General features: G+C 72.2%; 8 protein-coding genes. 3 read left to right on the plus strand and 5 right to left on the minus strand.

Annotation, left to right across the window (positions count from 1 at the left end; genetic code table 11):
* Nucleotides 1-206: 206 nt before the first annotated feature.
* The gene (locus AB0N31_RS30300; protein WP_366061658.1) at nt 207-3,947 is read left to right on the plus strand and encodes a GH92 family glycosyl hydrolase; all 3,741 of its coding nucleotides are present in this window, start codon (nt 207-209) and stop codon (nt 3,945-3,947) included.
* Between the two features lie 252 nt (nt 3,948-4,199).
* Here AB0N31_RS30300 and AB0N31_RS30305 read toward each other — a convergent pair whose 3' ends face one another.
* A complete protein-coding gene (locus tag AB0N31_RS30305) occupies nt 4,200-4,877 on the minus strand; it encodes a hypothetical protein (protein WP_366061646.1) in 678 nt (225 codons plus the stop codon).
* 139 nt (nt 4,878-5,016) lie between these two features.
* A complete protein-coding gene (locus tag AB0N31_RS30310) occupies nt 5,017-7,818 on the minus strand; it encodes an aconitate hydratase (protein WP_366061647.1) in 2,802 nt (933 codons plus the stop codon).
* A 491-nt stretch (nt 7,819-8,309) separates the two neighbouring features.
* On the opposite strand from AB0N31_RS30310, the gene AB0N31_RS30315 reads away from it, so the two are divergent.
* Both AB0N31_RS30315 and AB0N31_RS30320 read left to right on the plus strand, forming a co-directional pair.
* Complete coding sequence (locus AB0N31_RS30315) at nt 8,310-8,510, plus strand: DUF4236 domain-containing protein (RefSeq protein ID WP_351092129.1); 201 nt, start codon at nt 8,310-8,312, stop codon at nt 8,508-8,510.
* A 64-nt stretch (nt 8,511-8,574) separates the two neighbouring features.
* Nucleotides 8,575-10,104, plus strand: a complete 1,530-nt coding sequence (locus AB0N31_RS30320; protein WP_366061648.1) for a UDP-N-acetylglucosamine 1-carboxyvinyltransferase — start codon at nt 8,575-8,577, stop codon at nt 10,102-10,104.
* A 218-nt stretch (nt 10,105-10,322) separates the two neighbouring features.
* Here AB0N31_RS30320 and AB0N31_RS30325 read toward each other — a convergent pair whose 3' ends face one another.
* Genes AB0N31_RS30325 through AB0N31_RS30335 form a run of 3 tightly spaced genes read right to left on the minus strand, consistent with a single transcriptional unit; the run spans nt 10,323 to nt 18,401 of the window.
* The gene (locus AB0N31_RS30325; protein WP_366061649.1) at nt 10,323-11,462 is read right to left on the minus strand and encodes a glycine amidinotransferase; all 1,140 of its coding nucleotides are present in this window, start codon (nt 11,460-11,462) and stop codon (nt 10,323-10,325) included.
* A 58-nt stretch (nt 11,463-11,520) separates the two neighbouring features.
* Complete coding sequence (locus AB0N31_RS30330) at nt 11,521-11,721, minus strand: MbtH family protein (RefSeq protein ID WP_366061650.1); 201 nt, start codon at nt 11,719-11,721, stop codon at nt 11,521-11,523.
* Nucleotides 11,718-18,401, minus strand: coding sequence for an amino acid adenylation domain-containing protein (locus tag AB0N31_RS30335; protein WP_366061651.1), 6,684 nt, complete (start codon nt 18,399-18,401; stop codon nt 11,718-11,720). The genes AB0N31_RS30330 and AB0N31_RS30335 overlap by 4 nt, the downstream gene beginning before the upstream one ends.
* Between the last annotated feature and the right edge of the window lie 40 nt (nt 18,402-18,441).

Genomic DNA, 18,441 nt, shown 5'->3' on the forward strand with positions numbered 1-18,441 from the left:
GGCCCGCCAGGCTCCGCCGCGAACGACTCGGACGGCGCGGTCAACATCCTTGACATCACTTGCCACTTGGCCACCTACTGATTCCTGCGCATCGAAGAAGACAACGTTGTCCGGCGCAGGGAGGGTGCTCGCGGATGCAGCGCTTCGGAACTCGGTCGAGGTGGATCCGATGGAGACGGGCGGTCGTGGGCACGGCCGCCCTGGTCATGGCGGCGGGCGCGCCGGGGGCGGCGGTCGCCCTGCCGGACCGGGTGCCGGTGCCCGACCGGGAGTTCGCCTCCTCCTTCGAGAACGGTGAGCGGGCCCCCGACTGGCGGAGCACCGTCGAGTCCGCGCCGGGCGGTGGGAAACGGGCGTCGGGGGTCGACGGCGGCTACGGCGGCGGGCTCCCCGGCGACGTGACCGACCGGGTCACGGACGTCCGGGCGAGCGCCGAGAACACGGCGGGCGGCGAGGTGAAGGAGAACCTCGTCGACGGCGAGGCCGGCACCAAGTGGCTGGCCTTCGAGGCCACCGGCTGGGTGGAGTTCGACCTGCCCGAACCCGCGGCGGTCACCGCGTACGCGCTGACGTCCGCCAACGACGCCGCCGAGCGCGACCCGGCGGACTGGACCCTGAAGGGTTCGGCGGACGGCGGCGACTGGACGACCGTCGACACCCGCTCCGGCGAGTCCTTCGACAAACGGTTGCAGACGAGGACGTACGCGCTCGGCGCACCGGCCTCCTACCGGCACTTCCGGCTGGAGGTGACGAGGAACCACGGCGCCGGGATCCTCCAGCTCGCCGACGTGCGGTTCGGGACGGGCGGCGACGGCGACCCCGTGCCGCCGGACATGCAGACCGTCGTCGACCGCGGGCCGAGCGGCTCCCCCACCGCCAGGGCGCGGGCCGGCTTCACGGGGCTGCGGGCCCTGCGCTACGCCGGGCGGCACACCGCCGAGGGGCGCGGCTACTCGTACAACAAGGTCTTCGACGTGAACGTGCGGGTCTCCGCGCGCACCCGCCTGGCGTACCGGATCTTCCCGGCTATGGCCGAGGGGGACCTGGACTACGCGGCGACGAACGTGTCGGTGGACCTGGCGTTCACGGACGGGACGTACCTGAGCGATCTGGGGGCGAGGGACCAGTACGGCTTCGCGCTGTCGCCCCGCGGGCAGGGCGCGGCCAGGTCGCTGTACGTCAACCAGTGGAACGACGTCGTCGCGGGGATCGGTCCGGTGGCGGCCGGGAAGACCGTCGACCGGATCCTCCTCGCCTACGACTCCCCCGGCGGGCCGGCGCGGTTCCGGGGCTGGGTGGACGACGTCGCGCTGCGCACGGCCCCGCCCGAGGCCCCGAAGGCGCACCTGTCGGACTACGCGGTGACCACGCGCGGCACCAACTCCAGCGGGAGCTTCTCGCGGGGCAACACCTTCCCCGCGACCGCCGTGCCGCACGGCTTCAACTTCTGGACCCCGGTGACCAACGCGTCCACCCTGGGCTGGCTCTACGACTACTCCCGCGCGAACAACGCCGACAACCTGCCCACGATCCAGGCGTTCAGCGCGAGTCACGAGCCCAGTCCGTGGATGGGCGACCGGCAGACGTTCCAGGTGATGCCGTCCGCGGCGGCCGGCGTCCCGGACACCGGACGGACGGCGCGGGCGCTGCCGTTCCGGCACGCGAACGAGACGGCCCGGCCGTACTCCTACGGGGTGCGGTTCGAGAACGGGCTGAAGGCGGAGATGGCGCCGACCGACCACGCGGCGGCCCTGCGCTTCACCTACCCGGGCGACGACGCGAGCGTCGTCTTCGACAACGTCACCGACCAGGCGGGCCTCACGCTCGACACCGGCAAGGGCGTCGTCACCGGCTGGTCGGACGTGAAGTCGGGGCTGTCCACGGGCGCCACCCGGCTGTTCGTGTACGGCGAGTTCGACGCGCCGGTGACGGCCGGGGCGTCGAGCGGGGTGAAGGGGTACCTGCGGTTCGACGCGGGCGCCGACCGCACGGTCACCCTGCGCCTGGCGACCTCCCTGATCGGCGTCGACCAGGCACGGGACAACCTGCGCCAGGAGATCCCGGAGGGAACCTCCTTCGAGACGGTCGAGCGGCGAGCCCAGCGGCAGTGGGACGAGCTGCTCGGCACGGTGGAGGTCGAGGGTGCCACCCCGGACCAGCTGACGACGCTGTACTCCAGCCTGTACCGGTTGTACCTGTATCCCAACTCCGGTTTCGAGAAGGTGGGTTCGACCTACAAGTACGCCTCGCCCTTCTCGCCGATGCCGGGCCCGGACACTCCGACGCGCACCGGCGCGAAGATCGTGGACGGCAAGGTGTACGTCAACAACGGTTTCTGGGACACCTACCGGACGACCTGGCCGGCGTACTCGCTCCTGACCCCGACCAGGGCGGCCGAGCTGGCGGACGGGTTCGTGCAGCAGTACGAGGACGGCGGCTGGACCTCGCGCTGGTCCTCCCCGGGGTACGCCGATCTGATGACCGGCACCTCGTCGGACGTCGCCTTCGCGGACGCGTACGTCAAGGGCGTCGACCTGGACGCGGAGTCGGCGTACGACGCGGCGGTGAAGAACGCGACCGTGGTGCCGCCGTCGTCCGGCGTGGGCCGCAAGGGCATGGCGACCTCCCCGTTCCTCGGCTACACCGCCACCGACACCCACGAGGGCCTGTCCTGGGCCCTGGAGGGCTACCTCAACGACTTCGGGATCGCCCGGATGGGACAGGAGCTGTTCAGGAAGACGGGCGAGCGCCGGTACAAGGAGGAGTCGGAGTACTTCCTCAACCGCGCGCAGGGCTATGTGCACCTGTTCGACGCGGAGGCCGGCTTCTTCCAGGGCCGGGACGCCAAGGGCGACTGGCGGGTGAGGTCGTCGGCCTACGACCCCCGCGTGTGGGGCCACGACTACACCGAGACCAACGGCTGGGGTTACGCCTTCACCGCCCCGCAGGACAGCAGGGGCCTGGCCAACCTCTACGGCGGCCGCGACGGCCTGGCGCACAAGCTCGACACCTACTTCGCGACCCCGGAGACCGCCTCCCCCGACTTCGTGGGCTCCTACGGCGGCGTCATCCACGAGATGACGGAGGCGCGGGACGTGCGGATGGGCATGTACGGGCACTCCAACCAGGTGGCCCACCACGCGATCTACATGTACGACGCGGCCGGGCAGCCCTGGAAGGCGCAGGCCAGGGTCCGCGAGGCGCTGGGGCGCCTGTACACCGGCAGCGCGATCGGGCAGGGCTACCACGGTGACGAGGACAACGGCGAGCAGTCGGCCTGGTACCTCTTCTCCGCACTCGGCTTCTACCCGCTGGTGATGGGCGGCGGCGAGTACGCGGTCGGCTCCCCGCTGTTCAAGAAGGCCACCGTCCACCTGGAGAACGGCGAGGACCTGGTGATCCGGGCACCGCGCAACAGCGCCCGGAACGTCTACGTACAGGGCCTCAGAGTCAACGGCCACCCGTGGAAGTCGACTTCGCTCCCCCACTCGCTGCTGGCGAAGGGCGCGGTCCTCGACTTCGACATGGGCCCGCGGCCCTCGGCGTGGGGCAGCGGGAAGGGCGCGGCCCCCGTGTCGATCACCGAGGACGACAAGGTGCCCACCCCGCGCACGGACGTACTCGCGGGCGAGGGACCCCTGTTCGACAACACGTCGGCGACGGGGACCGGGATCTCGGGCGCGGTCGACCTGCCGGTCGGCGCCGCCGAGAAGGCCGTCCAGTACACGCTCACGTCCTCGAAGCAGGCCGACGCGCCGGCGGCCTGGACGCTCCAGGGCTCGCCCGACGGCACGACCTGGACGGACCTGGACCGGCGTACCGGCGAGTCGTTCCGCTGGGACCGGCAGACCCGGGCGTTCTCGGTCCCCCGGCCGGCCTCGTACCGGCACTACCGGCTGGCCTTCGACGGTCCGGCGGTCGTCACGGAGGTCGAGTTGCTGTCCTGATCACGGGCGGCCCGGTGGGCGGTGGCCGTACGGCTCGCCGCCCACCGGGCCGGAGACGACGCAGCGGGTGCGGGTGCGCGGAGGAGGGTTGAGGCGGGAGCGCCCCCGGCGGGTTCCGGTCCACCGAGTGGGAGCGCTCCCACCTCACCTGTGGCGCAAGGTAGCGCCGCAGAGCCGACTTGTAAACGGAATCGGCGTCACTTCACGAAACCGAGGGCCCGGCCAGGACGCGGGGGCGAGGGTACGGACGCGTCACCGTTGCCGTTCGTGGGCGGGTGCGCCGTACCAGCGCCATCGGGTGAGGCGGGGGTGGTCCGGGAGGTCCGCGCGGCCGGTGGCCCACAGGAGGGTGGGCCAGCGGGGGGTGTCCGTGGGGGCGTCCGGGAAGAGCCGGGTCAGCACCCGGTCGCACAGGGCGGCGTCGGGCGTCCAGGCGAGGCCGAGTCCCTCGGCGACGTCGTGCAGGTGCACCAGCGTCTCGACGACGCCCATCGCGGCGAAGCCCTCCGGGTCGGCCGCGCCGAAGACGTGGTGCGACCGTACCGTCGGCGGTGTGGTGCGCACGACGGCCGCGAGCAGTGCGCCGCATGCCTCCAGGACCTGCAACAGGCCCGCCGGGCCGGCGGCACGGTCGGCGAAGACGACGTTGGCCGGACCGCCCGGCTTCTTCCGGCTCCACACGAACGGCACGTGGGTGTCCGAAGGCGGGGTCCGCGGGCCCAGTTGGGCGGCGTAGGAGAACAGGTCGTCGGCGAGGTGCTCGACGGTCTCCCAGCAGTCCCACTCCAGGCTGCCGGCCTTGGCGTCCCAGTCCGGCGCCTCCGCTCCCCGCAGGGTGGCCACGGCCAGCCGGACGGCGTGCTCGACGTCGGCCGCGGTGACGGATCCGCCGGGTGCGGAGGAGCCGCTCGCTCCGTGTGTTTCAGACATGGCCGGACCGTATCAACGGCCCCCGGGGGGCACCGTCGGCGGCGGCTCACGGCACGACGGAGGGCCGCACCCCCGTCACCGGGGGAACGGCCCTCGTACGCCTGCCGGACCGCGGGCCGGTCGAGCGTTTGCTTGCGGACTACTTGCGGATCAGGCTGCGCAGCACGTACTGCATGATGCCGCCGTTGCGGTAGTAGTCGGCCTCACCGGGGGTGTCGATGCGGACGACCGCGTCGAACTCGACGCCGGTGTCGGTGGTGACCTTGACCGTGCGCGGGGTGGTGCCGTTGTTCAGCTCCTCGACGCCGGTGAAGGAGAAGGTCTCCTCGCCGGTCAGGCCGAGGGAGGCCGCGGAGGCGCCCTCGGGGAACTGCAGCGGCAGGACGCCCATGCCGATGAGGTTCGAGCGGTGGATGCGCTCGTACGACTCGGCGATGACGGCCTTGACGCCGAGGAGCGCGGTGCCCTTGGCGGCCCAGTCGCGGGACGAGCCGGAGCCGTACTCCTTGCCGGCCAGGACGACCAGCGGGATGCCCTGCTCGATGTAGTTGCGGGAGGCGTCGTAGATGAACGACACCGGTGCACCTTCATCGGACCGGGTGAAGTCGCGGGTGTAGCCGCCCTCGGTGCCCGGCGCGATCTGGTTGCGCAGGCGGATGTTGGCGAACGTGCCGCGGATCATGACCTCGTGGTTGCCTCGGCGGGAGCCGTAGGAGTTGAAGTCACGACGCTCCACACCGTGCTCGGTGAGGTACTTGCCGGCCGGGGTGTCGGCCTTGATGGCGCCGGCCGGGGAGATGTGGTCGGTGGTGACCGAGTCGCCCAGCTTGGCCAGGACGCGGGCGCCCGTGATGTCGGAGACCGGGGTGGTCTCCATCGTCATGCCCTCGAAGTACGGGGGCTTGCGGACGTAGGTCGACTCGGTGTCCCACTCGAAGGTGTTGCCGGTCGGGATCGGCAGCGCCTGCCACTGGGCGTCGCCCGCGAAGACGTCCTGGTAGGACTTGTTGAACATGTCCTCGCCGATGGCGTTGGCCACGACGTCGTTGACCTCGGCCTCGGAGGGCCAGATGTCCTTCAGGTAGACCGGGTTGCCGTCCTGGTCGGCGCCCAGCGCGTCGCGCGTGACGTCCACCTTCATGGAGCCCGCGAGGGCGTACGCGACGACCAGCGGCGGGGAGGCCAGGTAGTTCATCTTGACGTCGGGGTTGATCCGGCCCTCGAAGTTCCGGTTGCCGGAGAGGACCGAGGTGACCGCGAGGTCGTGGTCGTTGACGGCCTTGGAGACCTCCTCCGGCAGCGGGCCGGAGTTGCCGATGCAGGTGGTGCAGCCGTAGCCGACGAGGTTGAAGCCGACCTTGTCGAGGTACGGGGTCAGGCCCGCCTTGTCGAAGTAGTCGGTGACGACCTTCGAGCCCGGCGCGAGGGTGGTCTTGACCCAGGGCTTGCGGGTCAGGCCTTTCTCCACGGCCTTCTTCGCGACGAGCGCGGCGGCGACCATGACGTACGGGTTGGAGGTGTTGGTGCAGGAGGTGATGGCCGCGACCGTCACCGCACCGTGGTCGATCTCGTACGTCGAACCGTCGGGGGCGGTCACGGTGACCGGGTTGGACGGGACGGCGGCACCGGTGCCTTCGGCGTGCTGCGGCGCGCCGGCGCCGTTCTCCTGGCTGCCGTAGGCCGGGGCGTCGGAGGCCGGGAAGGACTCGGCGCTCGCCTCGTCCACCGGGGAGGCGGCGGTGCCGGCCTGGACGGTGGGCGCCTCGACGTAGTTGAGGACGTCCTTGGCGAACTGCCGGGCGGCCTCGGCGAGGACGATGCGGTCCTGCGGGCGCTTCGGGCCGGCGATCGAGGGGACGACGGTGGACAGGTCCAGCTCGAGCTTCTCGGAGAAGTCCGGCTCGGCCTTCGGGTCCAGCCAGAGGCCCTGCTCCTTGGCGTACGCCTCGACGAGCGCGACCTGCTGCTCGGAGCGGCCGGTGAGCTTGAGGTACTTCAGGGTCTCGTCGTCGATCGGGAAGATCGCGGCGGTGGAGCCGAACTCCGGCGACATGTTGCCGATGGTGGCGCGGTTCGCCAGGGAGGTGGCGGCGACGCCCTCGCCGTAGAACTCGACGAACTTGCCGACGACGCCGTGCTTGCGCAGCATCTCGGTGATCGTGAGGACCAGGTCGGTGGCGGTGGTGCCGGCCGGCAGCTCGCCGGTCAGCTTGAAGCCGACGACGCGCGGGATGAGCATGGAGACCGGCTGGCCGAGCATCGCGGCCTCGGCCTCGATGCCGCCGACGCCCCAGCCGAGGACGCCGAGGCCGTTGACCATGGTGGTGTGCGAGTCGGTGCCGACCAGGGTGTCGGGGTAGGCCTGGCCGCCTCGGACCATGACCGTGCGCGCCAGGTGCTCGATGTTCACCTGGTGGACGATGCCGGTGCCCGGCGGGACGACCTTGAAGTCGTCGAAGGCGGTCTGGCCCCAGCGCAGGAACTGGTAGCGCTCCTTGTTGCGGCCGTACTCCAGCTCGACGTTCTGCGCGAAGGCCTCGCTGGTGCCGAACTTGTCGGCGATGACGGAGTGGTCGATGACCAGCTCGGCCGGGGAGAGCGGGTTGACCTTCGCCGGGTCGCCGCCGAGCTCCTTGACGGCCTCACGCATGGTGGCGAGGTCGACGACACAGGGCACGCCGGTGAAGTCCTGCATGATCACGCGGGCCGGCGTGAACTGGATCTCCTGGGAGGGCTGGGCCTGCGAGTCCCAGTCGCCGAGGGCGCGGATGTGGTCGGCGGTGATGTTCGCGCCGTCCTCCGTGCGGAGCAGGTTCTCCAGCAGCACCTTCAGGCTGTAGGGAAGGCGCGCGGAGCCCTCGACCTTGTCCAGCCGGAAGATCTCGTACGACTCGTCGCCCACCTGCAGCGTGCTGCGGGCGTCGAAGCTGTTCGCCGACACGACAGTCTCCTTCATTGATGTGCGCGTACCACCGCATCCTGCCGCCACACCGACTTGGCCGATCCGCTTAGGACAGGCTAAGTTAGGTCACCCTTACTCGGGTGGCGGCTGCAGTGCGCCTCGGCAGATATCTCGATGTCGAGATAACTCTAGTACATGAGGGCTGGTTGGTCATGCCCGGGCCCGTCACGCCACGGAACCTTCCCGACATCTGCGCCGGGGCGGCGGGGCGACGAGCGGCGACGCCCCGGCGGGAGCGGCGGCCGTCCACCGATGCGGCGACCGTCCGGACCCGCGTCCCCCGACGAGGGCGACCGCCGGGCCGCACGCCGCGCCCCGCACCGCCGGACGCCCGGCGGTGCGTCAACTGCCGGTGCGTCAGCCGGGCGGCGCGAGGACCATGCCCCGGCCGAGCGGGGGTAGACGGAGGCGGAGCGTTCCCGGCACACCCGCGGAGCGCTCCCGACGTACCGACGAGAAGGAGGCCCCCGATGCCCCTCACCTTCCGCAAGAGCTTCCGCATCCTTCCGGGGGTGCGCCTGAACATCAACCGGCATTCGTGGTCCATCACCACCGGCGGCGGCTCGCACGGCCCGCGCCACACCCACAGCAGCACCGGACGTCGTACGACATCGATGGATTTGCCCGGACCTTTCGGGTGGCGTCGTACGCGTACCGCCAAGCGACGTTGACGGGGCGTCACCCGAACAGACCCCCCAAGAGGCGCGATCTCATATCTGAGATAATCTCAGCCTCATGGCAGACGACTACCTCGTACGCATCGGCAGGCTCATCCGTGACGCCCGGCAGCACCGTGGCTGGACACAGGCGCAACTGGCCGAGGCTCTCGGAACCAGCCAGAGCGCCGTCAACCGCATCGAGCGCGGGAACCAAAACATCAGCCTTGAGATGATCGCTCGAATCGGTGAAGCCCTGGACAGTGAGATCGTCTCACTGGGCTACGCGGGGCCGATGCACCTGCGCGTCGTGGGCGGCCGACGGCTGTCCGGCGCCATCGACGTGAAGACGAGCAAGAACGCGTGCGTGGCACTGCTGTGCGCCTCGCTGCTGAACCGGGGGCGCACGGTGCTGCGCCGGGTCGCCCGCATCGAGGAGGTCTACCGCCTCCTGGAGGTGCTGAACTCGATCGGCGTCCGGACGCGCTGGATCAACGAGGGCGTCGACCTGGAGATCGTGCCGCCGGCCGAACTGGACATGGCGGCCATCGACGCCGAGGCCGCCGTGCGCACCCGCTCGATCATCATGTTCCTCGGCCCGCTGCTGCACCGCACGGACCGCTTCATGCTGCCGTACGCCGGCGGCTGCGACCTCGGGACCCGGACCATCGAGCCGCACATGATCGCGCTGCGCCGGTTCGGGCTGGACATCGCCGCGACGGAGGGGCAGTACCACGCCGTCGTCGACCGCGCCGTCCGCCCGGACCGTCCGATCGTGCTGACCGAGCGCGGGGACACCGTCACCGAGAACGCGCTGCTGGCCGCCGCCCGGCACGACGGGGTGACCGTCATCCGCAACGCCTCCTCCAACTACATGGTCCAGGACCTCTGCTTCTTCCTGGAGGCGCTCGGCGTCGGGGTCGAGGGCATCGGCACCACCACGCTCACCGTGCACGGCGTGCCGGACATCGACGTCGACGTGGACTACTCCCCCTCCGAGGACCCGGTCGAGGCGATGAGCCTGCTGGCCGCGGCGGTGGTGACCGAGTCGGAGCTGACGGTGCGCCGGGTGCCGATCGAGTTCCTGGAGATCGAGCTGGCGGTCCTGGAGGAGATGGGCCTCGACCACGACCGCACGCCCGAGTACTTCGCGGACAACGGCCGTACCCGCCTGGTCGACCTGACCGTGCGGCCCTCCAAGCTGGAGGCGCCGATCGACAAGATCCACCCGATGCCGTTCCCCGGCCTGAACATCGACAACGTGCCGTTCTTCGCGGCCATCGCGGCCGTCGCCCAGGGCAAGACCCTCATCCACGACTGGGTCTACGACAACCGCGCGATCTACCTGACCGACCTCAACCGCCTCGGCGGCCGGCTGCAGCTCCTCGACCCGCACCGGGTCCTGGTCGAGGGCCCCACCCGCTGGCGCGCCGCCGAGATGATGTGCCCGCCGGCCCTGCGGCCCGCGGTGGTCGTCCTGCTGGCGATGATGGCGGCGGAGGGCACCTCCGTGCTGCGCAACGTCTACGTCATCAACCGGGGTTACGAGGACCTGGCCGAGCGGCTGAACTCGATCGGGGCGCAGATCGAGATCTTCCGGGACATCTGAAAGCCCTCGGAATCAATGCCGCCAAACCCCACCTGACGTGCACAAATTCAGGGTCGGGAGGGGTGTGGCGGCGTCTCTGGGACTTTTCTGGGGTTTCTGGCCGGGACCGAAGGCTTCCGGTCGCTTTTCCGCCTGGGCCGCACCCGCGCGAAAGCGTAGCCCCGCTCCCCGCACCACGGGTCCCACCCACCGCCGCGGACGGGGCCCGTGGCCGCGTGTCAGACCAGAGGGGTGTAGTCGAGGTTCGGGAAGTAGTCCTCACGGGTGCCCGTGCGACGGACGTCCCAGGTGGCGCAGTGCAGGGAGCCGCCGTACTCGAAGACGTGCCGGAAGGGCACCGTGAAGACCTCGAAGCCGAGGCCTGACAGCAGGTCCTGGAGGGGCTTCTCGTTCTCCTCGCAGACGACCTTTGTCGGGGAGATGCTGAGCACGTTCATCGACAGCCACTTGGAGGACTGGCAGTACTGCGGCATCTCGTCGTTGGTCAGCACCGGCTGCGGGGCCTCGACGAGTTCCCAGTCGTTGGCGAGGAACATCTTCTCCTCGCCGTCGCGCAGCGGGCGCTCGGGGTTGGTCAGGATCAGGCCGGGACGCAGCGGCACGAAAGTGCAGTCGATGTGGGAGGGGAAGAAGTCCAGCGGGAAGTGCACGGTGTGGACGCGGAAGCCGCGCGGCTCCAGGTGCTGCCTGAGCCAGCGGATGCCCGCCCGGTTGGTGGTCATCGACTCCTGCACGAGGATGTCCCGGCCGAGCCGGCTCATGTCGGCGGCGTCGAAGACGACCTCGTCCTGGGTGACGCAGAACTCGAAGGCGTGCATGCGCTCGTGCCGTTCCTCGAGCGGCCAGTCCCAGAAGGTATCGCGGTACATGCCGTCCGCCATCGAGGGCTTGGGAGCGGTGGTCCACAGCACGCGCGGGTCGGCATTCCAGTACTCGTAGACCAGTTTGCGGTACGGCTGGTACTCGAAGTAGCGGGCCCGGCGCGACATCGTGGCCTCGACGATCTCGTTGCCGAGAGTGATCATCACGTCCCGCGGGCAGACCGAGCAGTACTGGTTCTCGGCCTCGAAGTCGGGAGTGGTGACCGAGCGGGAGAAGTCGTGCGGGGCGGGGCGGCGGACCGTGACGCCCTGGGACTCCAGCAGGCGGACGAGCCCTTCGAGTTCCTCGTTGGCCAGGTCGATCGCCTCCTTGGACTTCGGGCCGGTCGGGAAGGGCGTGCCGGGGGCGTTGCGGACAGCGGGTCGGCTGGCTGGCTCAGTGGGCTCGAAGCAGGCGTTGTCGGCCGAGCCGACGACCATCTCCTCGAGCGGGTCCCATTCGTTCCAGGAGTTGACGACCATGGAGTCGTTCTGCATGGGTGCGGTCACCTGTCTGTGCGGGAGGGGCGTGGCGGTATGTACGTCGGCGGACGGGTCACGCGTCGGCGAGGCTCGCCGGACGCATGTCGGTCCAGTTCTGCTCGATGTGGTCCAGGCAGGTCTGCCGGTCGCTGTCGGCCAGGACGACGTCCCAGCCGGGCGGCACCAGGGCGAAGGCGGGCCAGATGCAGTGCTGGCGTTCGCCGTTGACGAGCACGTGGAACACGCCGTCCTCGTTGTCGAAGGGGTTGGTCATGTCGTTCTCCCGGTCGGTGGTGCGGTCTCGGCGCCGGCCCGCCGTGCGGCGAGCATGACGGCGAGGGCCCTGGGTGTGCGGTGGCGGAAGACGGCCGAGACGTCGAGGGCCACGTCCAGTTCGGCCTCGACGCGGCCGACCAGGCGCAGCGCGGTCAGTGAGTCGCAACCGAGGTCGAACACGTCGTCGTCGGCGCCGACGGCCGTGCGCCCGAGGACGCCGGCGGCCAGCTCGCACAGGAGCTGTAGGTCGGCGACGGAGGGGGCACGGGGGCGGAGAAAGCGCCCGGTCGGTGCGGAGAGCGCCGACGGCAGGGTGATCAGCAGCTCGTGCATCCGGGCGGCGGCCCGCTCGCCGGTCCCCTCGTCGAGGAGGTCGGCGCGGTGGCCGATCTCCAGCCGGAGCCGGCTGCCGGGCGCGACCATGAGCTTCAGCGGGTAGTGGTACGGGTCGTGGCCCGCCAGCCCGGTCAGGCGCAGACCGTCGTCGGGGCTCGGGAGGGCCTGGGCCAGCGGGAAATTCTCGAAGACCACGCAGCTGTCGAACAGCGGGCCCCGTCCCACGACCCGCTGCACCTCGGCCAGGGCGAGGTGCAGGTGGGGCAGCAGCACGGCCTGCTCGCCCTGCAGGCGGCGCAGCAGGTCCGTCACCGGCTCGTCGGCGTCCAGGCGGACCCGGACCGGCACGGTGTTGACGAACATGCCGACCGTCTCGGCGACGTCCGGCAGATCGGCCTCCCGGCCGGAGACCACGGCGCCGAAGACCAGGTCCCGCCGCCCGGTCAGGTCGTGCAGGCATAGCGCCCACACCGCGCGGAGCAGGGTGTTGGTAGTGACGCCGTGGCCGCGGGCCGCGTCCAGCAGTGCGGCGGTGTCCGCCTCGGACAGCTCGACGGTGAGGGTCCTCGGCAGGCTCCGCACGCGGGCGGTGTCGCGGCCGGGGCTCACCAGGGTGGGCCCGGGCAGGCCGGCCAGGGCCTCGGCCCAGGCGGTGCGCGCCTCGTCCCGGTCCTGTGCGGCGAGCCAGTCCAGGTGGTCGCGGTAGCGTCCGGGAGCGGGCAGGTCCCCGGCGTCGCCGTTGCCGTCGAAGAGTGCCAGGAGGTCGCGCAGCAGCAGGGACGTGGACCAGCCGTCGGCGAGCAGGTGGTGCATGCTCAGGACCAGTTCGTGCCGGTCCTCGGCGAGCGTGAGCACGGTGCAGCGCATCAGCGGCGGTACGGCGGGGTCGAAGCGGTGGTGCCGGTCGGCGTCCAGCAGCTCGGCGCGGCGGGCGTCCTGCTCCGGACCGCCCAGCCCGGTCAGGTCGTGGACCCGCCACGGCATCCGGACGTGTTCCGCCACGGCCTGCACCGGCTCGCCCGAGCGCCGCTGGAGGAAGGCGGCACGGAGCATCGGGTGGCGGCGCAGCAGTGCGTCGCACGCCTGCCGGAACCGTTCGACGTCCAGCGGGCCCTCGGTCTCCATCGCGATCCGCACGGTGTAGGCGTCGAGGTCCTCGGCGGCGTAGCGGGCGTGGAAGAGCAGGCCCTCCTGGGTGGGTGTCATGGGCAGGAGTTCCTCGACGGGGCTGCCGATGCGGGCGGCCAGCCTGAACCGCTCGGCGGCGTCGTCCAGTGCGGCCCGGGCAGGCCGCGCGGTGGCGTGGACGCCGAGGGCGCGCAGGGCCGCGACCCACAAGTCCGCCAGTTCCGCCGCCTCGGAGTCGGTCAGCAGGCGCCGGGCCCATCGCCAGTGGGCGACGAGCCGGGGCCCGTCCGGTCCCTCCTCGACCGCGGCGTCGACCTCGACGACGTGGGTCAGCGGCATCCGCGGGTCGGCGCCGAGCGGCAGGACACCGGACTCGGGCGCGACGCTCCAGTCCTCGTCCCCGGACGCCGAACCGTTCTGTCGGCCCAGGTAGTTGAAGCACAGTTGGGGCGTCGGGAGGCTGGTCAGGCCGGCCGCCGTACCGGGGTTGAGGTGGCGCAGCAGGCCGTAGCCGAGGCCGTGCCGCGGTACCCGGCCGAGCTGGGCCGTGACCCGGCGCACGGCCTCGGCGAGGCGGTCGTCGGACGCGGGGTCGGCGCCGTCGGGGCTCCAGCCGGGGATGCCCGGGTCGAGGCGGACGGGGTACAGGGAGGTGAGCCAGCCGACGGTTTCCGACAGGTCGGCATCCTGCTCGAGCGGCTCGCGGCCGTGGCCCTCGACATCGATCACGACGGAGCTGCCGCCGGGGCCCGAGCGGTGCCGGGCGGCCACGGCGAGGGCGAGGGCGGTGAGCAGCACCTCGTTCGTGCGGGCGCCGAGCGCGGTGGGCACCGTGGCGAGCAGTTGTCCGGTCAGGTCCTCGGGCAGGGTACGGCGCAGCTCGCCGGCGGTGGCCTGGATGTCCCGGGAGGGCGACAGGCGCGCGTCGGTCAGGACGAGGCCGTCGGAGTCCAGGGTCCGCTGCCAGTGCGGCAACTCGGCGAGGATGTCCGCTCCGTGCGCCGCCCGGTGCAGCGCGCCGCTCCACTCGGCGAGCGGCAGCGGCACGGAGTCGAGCCGCACGGGGGCGCCGGACACGGCGGCGTTCCAGGCGGTGTAGAGGTCCATGAGCACGATGTGCCAGGACACCGCGTCGACGGCGAGGTGGTGGACGGTGACGAGCAGTCGTCCCGGCCTCGCCTGGCCCGCGTCGAACCAGGTGGCCCGCAGCACGGCGCCGTCGCGCGGGGCGAGGGCGTCGGCGTCCTCGGCGGCGCAGGCGGCGATCCGGCTGCGCAGTTCCTCGTCGGAGTCTGCCTGGGTGGAGACATCGACCCGCCGTACGGTGCCCGGGGGCGCGGTGTCCGGGGCGGGGTACACAGCGAGGGAGCCGTCCTCGCTCAGCCGTCCGCGCAGTGCCTGGTGGCGGGCCAGGACGGCGGCCACGGCGACGCGCAGCCGGTCGATGCCGAGGGCGGGCGGGACGCTCAGCAGAGTGGACTGGTGGAAGGCGTCGTAGCCGCCGCCGTGTTCGCGCAGGCGTCGCATCATGGGCGTGGCGGGAACGACGGTGGCGGCGTCGGGCCACGCGCCGGCGGAGGCCGGGGCGGTGGTGGCCGGGGCGGTGGTGGCCGGGGCGGTGGTGGCCGGGGCGGGTCGCGGGCCGGCGGCCGTGCGCTCCGGTTCGGTCTTCGCGGGCGCGGCGTCCGCCAGGAAGGCGGCCAGGGCGGCGGCCGTGCGGTGCGTGAACACCTGCTTCGGCGTCAGCCGCACGCCCGCCTCACGCGCCCTCGCCACCAACTGGATCACCGTGATCGAATCACCGCCGAGACCGAAGAAGTCGTCCTCGACCCCCACCGCCTCCAGCCCCAGCACCTGACCGAACAAACCCGCCAACGACGACGCGGCCCGGTCGTCGCCCGGAGCGGACGCCGGTTCCGCCTTCGCGGGCGCGACATCTCCCAGGAAGGCGGCCAGGGCGGCGGCCGTGCGGTGCGTGAACACCTGCTTCGGCGTCAGCCGCACGCCCGCCTCACGCGCCCTCGCCACCAACTGGATCACCGTGATCGAATCACCGCCGAGACCGAAGAAGTCGTCCTCGACCCCCACCGCCTCCAGCCCCAGCACCTGACCGAACAAACCCGCCAACAACGACGCGGGCCCGTCACCGCCCGGCACGGAACCCGCAACGGACGCCGGCTCCGCCTTCGCGGGCTGCTCGGGCTTCGGGGCGTGCTCGGGTGCGGGCAGTGCGGCGCGATCGACCTTCTCGTGGGGGGTGAGCGGGAGCTCGGTCATCGGGACGAAGGACGAGGGCACCATGTAGGCGGGCAGCCGTTCGGCGACGCGGTCGGCCAAGCCGGCCAGGTCGCCCCCGGAGCCGGGCACCACGTACGCGACCAGGCGGGGGGTGCCGCGCCGGTCCTCGCGCACGGCCGCGGCCGCTTGGGCGACCGCGGGGTCGGTGCCGATCACGGCCTCGACCTCGCCGAGTTCGACCCGGTGGCCGCGGATCTTGACCTGGTCGTCGGTGCGTCCGGCGTAGACCATGATGCCGTCGGGCCGCCACCACGCGAGGTCGCCGGTACGGTACATCCGGGCGCCCGGCTCCCCGAACGGGTCGGCGACGAAGCGGGCGGCGGTGAGGCCGGGGCGGCGGGCGTAGCCCCGGGCCAGGACCTCGCCGCCGATGTACAGCTCGCCGGGCACCCCCGGCGGGACCGGGCGCAGCCAGGGATCGAGGACGTAGAGCCGTGCGGCGGGCACGGGACCGCCGATGGGCACCGCGCCCCGGGGCAGCGGGTCGCCGGGCGCCAGGCGGTACTCCATGCAGCCGACGGTCGCCTCGGTGGGACCGTACTCGTTGACGACCGTCACGTCGGGGTGGCCCGCGCGCCACTCGGCCAGTGCCTCGCCGGTCAGCTGCTCGCCGCCGAGGACGAGTTGCCCGGTGGGCGAGTGGGCGTCGGAGGATGCCACGAGCACCGGCAGGTGGCTGGGGGTGGCCTTGACGAATGCGGGCGGCCGGGTCCCGGCGCCGGCCGGGGCGTCGACGTCGATCAGGTCGGCGACGTGGACCAGGCCGCCCGCGGTCAGGGGGCCGAGAATGCCGGTGACCGTGAGGTCGAACGACGGCGGTGAGTGCACCAGCGCCCGGTCGGCCAGTCCGGGGTAGGCGGCGCGGGCGAAGGCGAGGTAGCCGTCGACCGTGCGGTGCTCGACGACCACGCCCTTGGGGCGGCCGGTCGAGCCGGAGGTGTAGATGACGTAGGCCGTGTCCTCGGGCCGCATTTCAGCATCGGGGGCGGGCCCGTCGAACGCGGCCAGGGCCGTCCGGACGGCCGGGTCACCGAGCGGGACCGTCGAGGGACGGCCGGCGAGGGCGGGGTGGCCGGCGTCGGCGCAGACCACGGCGGCGGGTGCGGAGTCGTCTAGCAGGAAGGCGATGCGTTCCGCCGGGTGGCCGGGGTCGACCGGCACGTATCCGGCGCCGGCCTTCAGTGCGGCGAGCAGTGCCACGACCAGTTCGGTGCCGCGCGGCAGGACGACGGCCACCAGGTCGCCGCGGGTGACGCCCCGTTCGGTCAGGAGCCGGGCCAGCCGGCCGGCCGCGTCGTCCAGCTCACGGTAGGTGAGGGTGCGTTCGGCGTCGGTGACGGCCGGGGCGTCGGGGGTGGTGCGCGCCTGCTCCGCGAACCGCCGGGTCAGCGGGGCCGGCTCGGGGACCGCCCCGGATCCGCGGCCCCACCCGTCGAGCACCTTCCGGTGTTCCTGGTCGGTCAGCAGGGGCAGACGGGCGACGGGGGTCGAGGGGTCCTGTGCGAAGCCGTCGAGCAGCAGCCGCAGCCGGGAGCCGACCAGCTCCATGCGGTCGTCGTCGAACAGGTCCCGGCGGTAGCTGAGGTGGAGGGTCAGCCGGGGGCCGGCGAGGGCGACGACGCTGAGCGGGTAGTGCGTGGTGCCGGTGATCTCCTGCCCGCCGGGGGCGTCGGTGTCGGCTCCGGCGGCCGGGTTCTCCCCCTCGGCCTCCAGCAAGGGGGCGACGCGCAGGCCGGGGACGGCGTCGCGCAGGGTGTCCCAGCCCAGGGGGGCGTCGCCGAAGCTGGCCGCGGTGTCGAACAGCGGGCCGAGGCCCGCCAGACGCCGCACCTCGGTCAGTCCGAGGTGCTGGTGCGGGGCGAGGGCGAGCTGCTCGTCCTGGATCCGCGCGAAGAGCGTGGCCAGCGGTTCCGAGGGGTCGATCCGCACCCGCACGGGCACGGTGTTCATCAGAAGGCCCACGATCCGGTCGGCGCCGGGCAGGCCGGCCGGGCGGCCGTGCACGGTCTGCCCGAACACCACGTCGTCGCGCCCGGTGAGCAGCGCCAGCAGCAGCGCCCAGGCGCCCTGGACGACGGAGTTGAGGGTGAGGCCGTGTCGGCGCGCGGCCTGCTCCAGCGCGCGGCTGGTGTCCTCGGGCAGGGTGACGCGGACCAGTCCGGGCAGCGTTCCGTCGCCGGCCTCGCCGGCGACGGGTGCGACGAGCGTCGGTTCGGCCAGTCCGGCCAGCGCCTCGCTCCAGGCCCGCTCGGCGGCGGCACGGTCCTGCCGGGACAACCAGCGCAGGTAGTCGGTGAGGGGGGTGAAGGGGGCGCCGGTGATGGTGCCGGCGCCCGCGGCGTGGTGGTGGTACCGGGTGAACAGGTCCTCCAGCACCAGCGGCACCGACCAGCCGTCGAGCAGGATGTGGTGGTACGTCAGGACGAACGCGTGCCGGTCCGCGGCGAGCCGGACGAGCGCGAAGCGGATCAGTGGCGGGTCCGCCATGTCGAAGCGCCGGCGCCGCTCGTCCTCCAGGAAGGCGACCAGCTTCTCGACGCGGACGGAGTCCTCTTCGCCCGCGAGGTCGAGCGAGGTCCAGGACATGGTCGCGGTGCGGCGGATCAGCTGCACGGGCTGTCCGCCGGCGCGCTCGCGGAAACCGGCCCGCAGCGCGATGTGCCGGGCGAGCGTGTCCGCGCACGCGGCCCTGAGCGCGTCGGCGTCGAGAGGGCCGGTCAGTTCGAAGGGCGCCTGGACGGTGTAGACGTCCGCGCCCTCCGGGTCGTACAGGGCGTGGAAGAGCATGCCTTCCTGCAGCGGGGTGAGCGGCAGCGCGGCCTCGATCGGGGACGGGACAGTGCTCTGCGGCGTCGGCTGCGAGGGCGGCGTCGGCTGCGACGGCCGACGGTCCTGCGGGGCGGCGTTGGTCTTCACTGTGAGGTCTTCCCGGAAGCGGTCGGCGGCGCGCACGGCG

It is taken from the genome of Streptomyces sp. NPDC051051 (assembly GCF_040682975.1).
In the GTDB taxonomy this organism is placed as follows: Bacteria; Actinomycetota; Actinomycetes; order Streptomycetales; family Streptomycetaceae; genus Streptomyces.

Coding starts and splice junctions, on each gene's coding strand:
- AB0N31_RS30305 (WP_366061646.1), bottom strand. CDS start 4,877: ATGTCTGAAACACACGGAGCGAGCGGCTCCTCCGCACCCGGCGGATCC.
- AB0N31_RS30325 (WP_366061649.1), bottom strand. CDS start 11,462: ATGCAGAACGACTCCATGGTCGTCAACTCCTGGAACGAATGGGACCCG.
- AB0N31_RS30330 (WP_366061650.1), bottom strand. CDS start 11,721: ATGACCAACCCCTTCGACAACGAGGACGGCGTGTTCCACGTGCTCGTC.
- AB0N31_RS30315 (WP_351092129.1), top strand. CDS start 8,310: ATGCCCCTCACCTTCCGCAAGAGCTTCCGCATCCTTCCGGGGGTGCGC.
- AB0N31_RS30300 (WP_366061658.1), top strand. CDS start 207: ATGGCGGCGGGCGCGCCGGGGGCGGCGGTCGCCCTGCCGGACCGGGTG.
- AB0N31_RS30320 (WP_366061648.1), top strand. CDS start 8,575: ATGGCAGACGACTACCTCGTACGCATCGGCAGGCTCATCCGTGACGCC.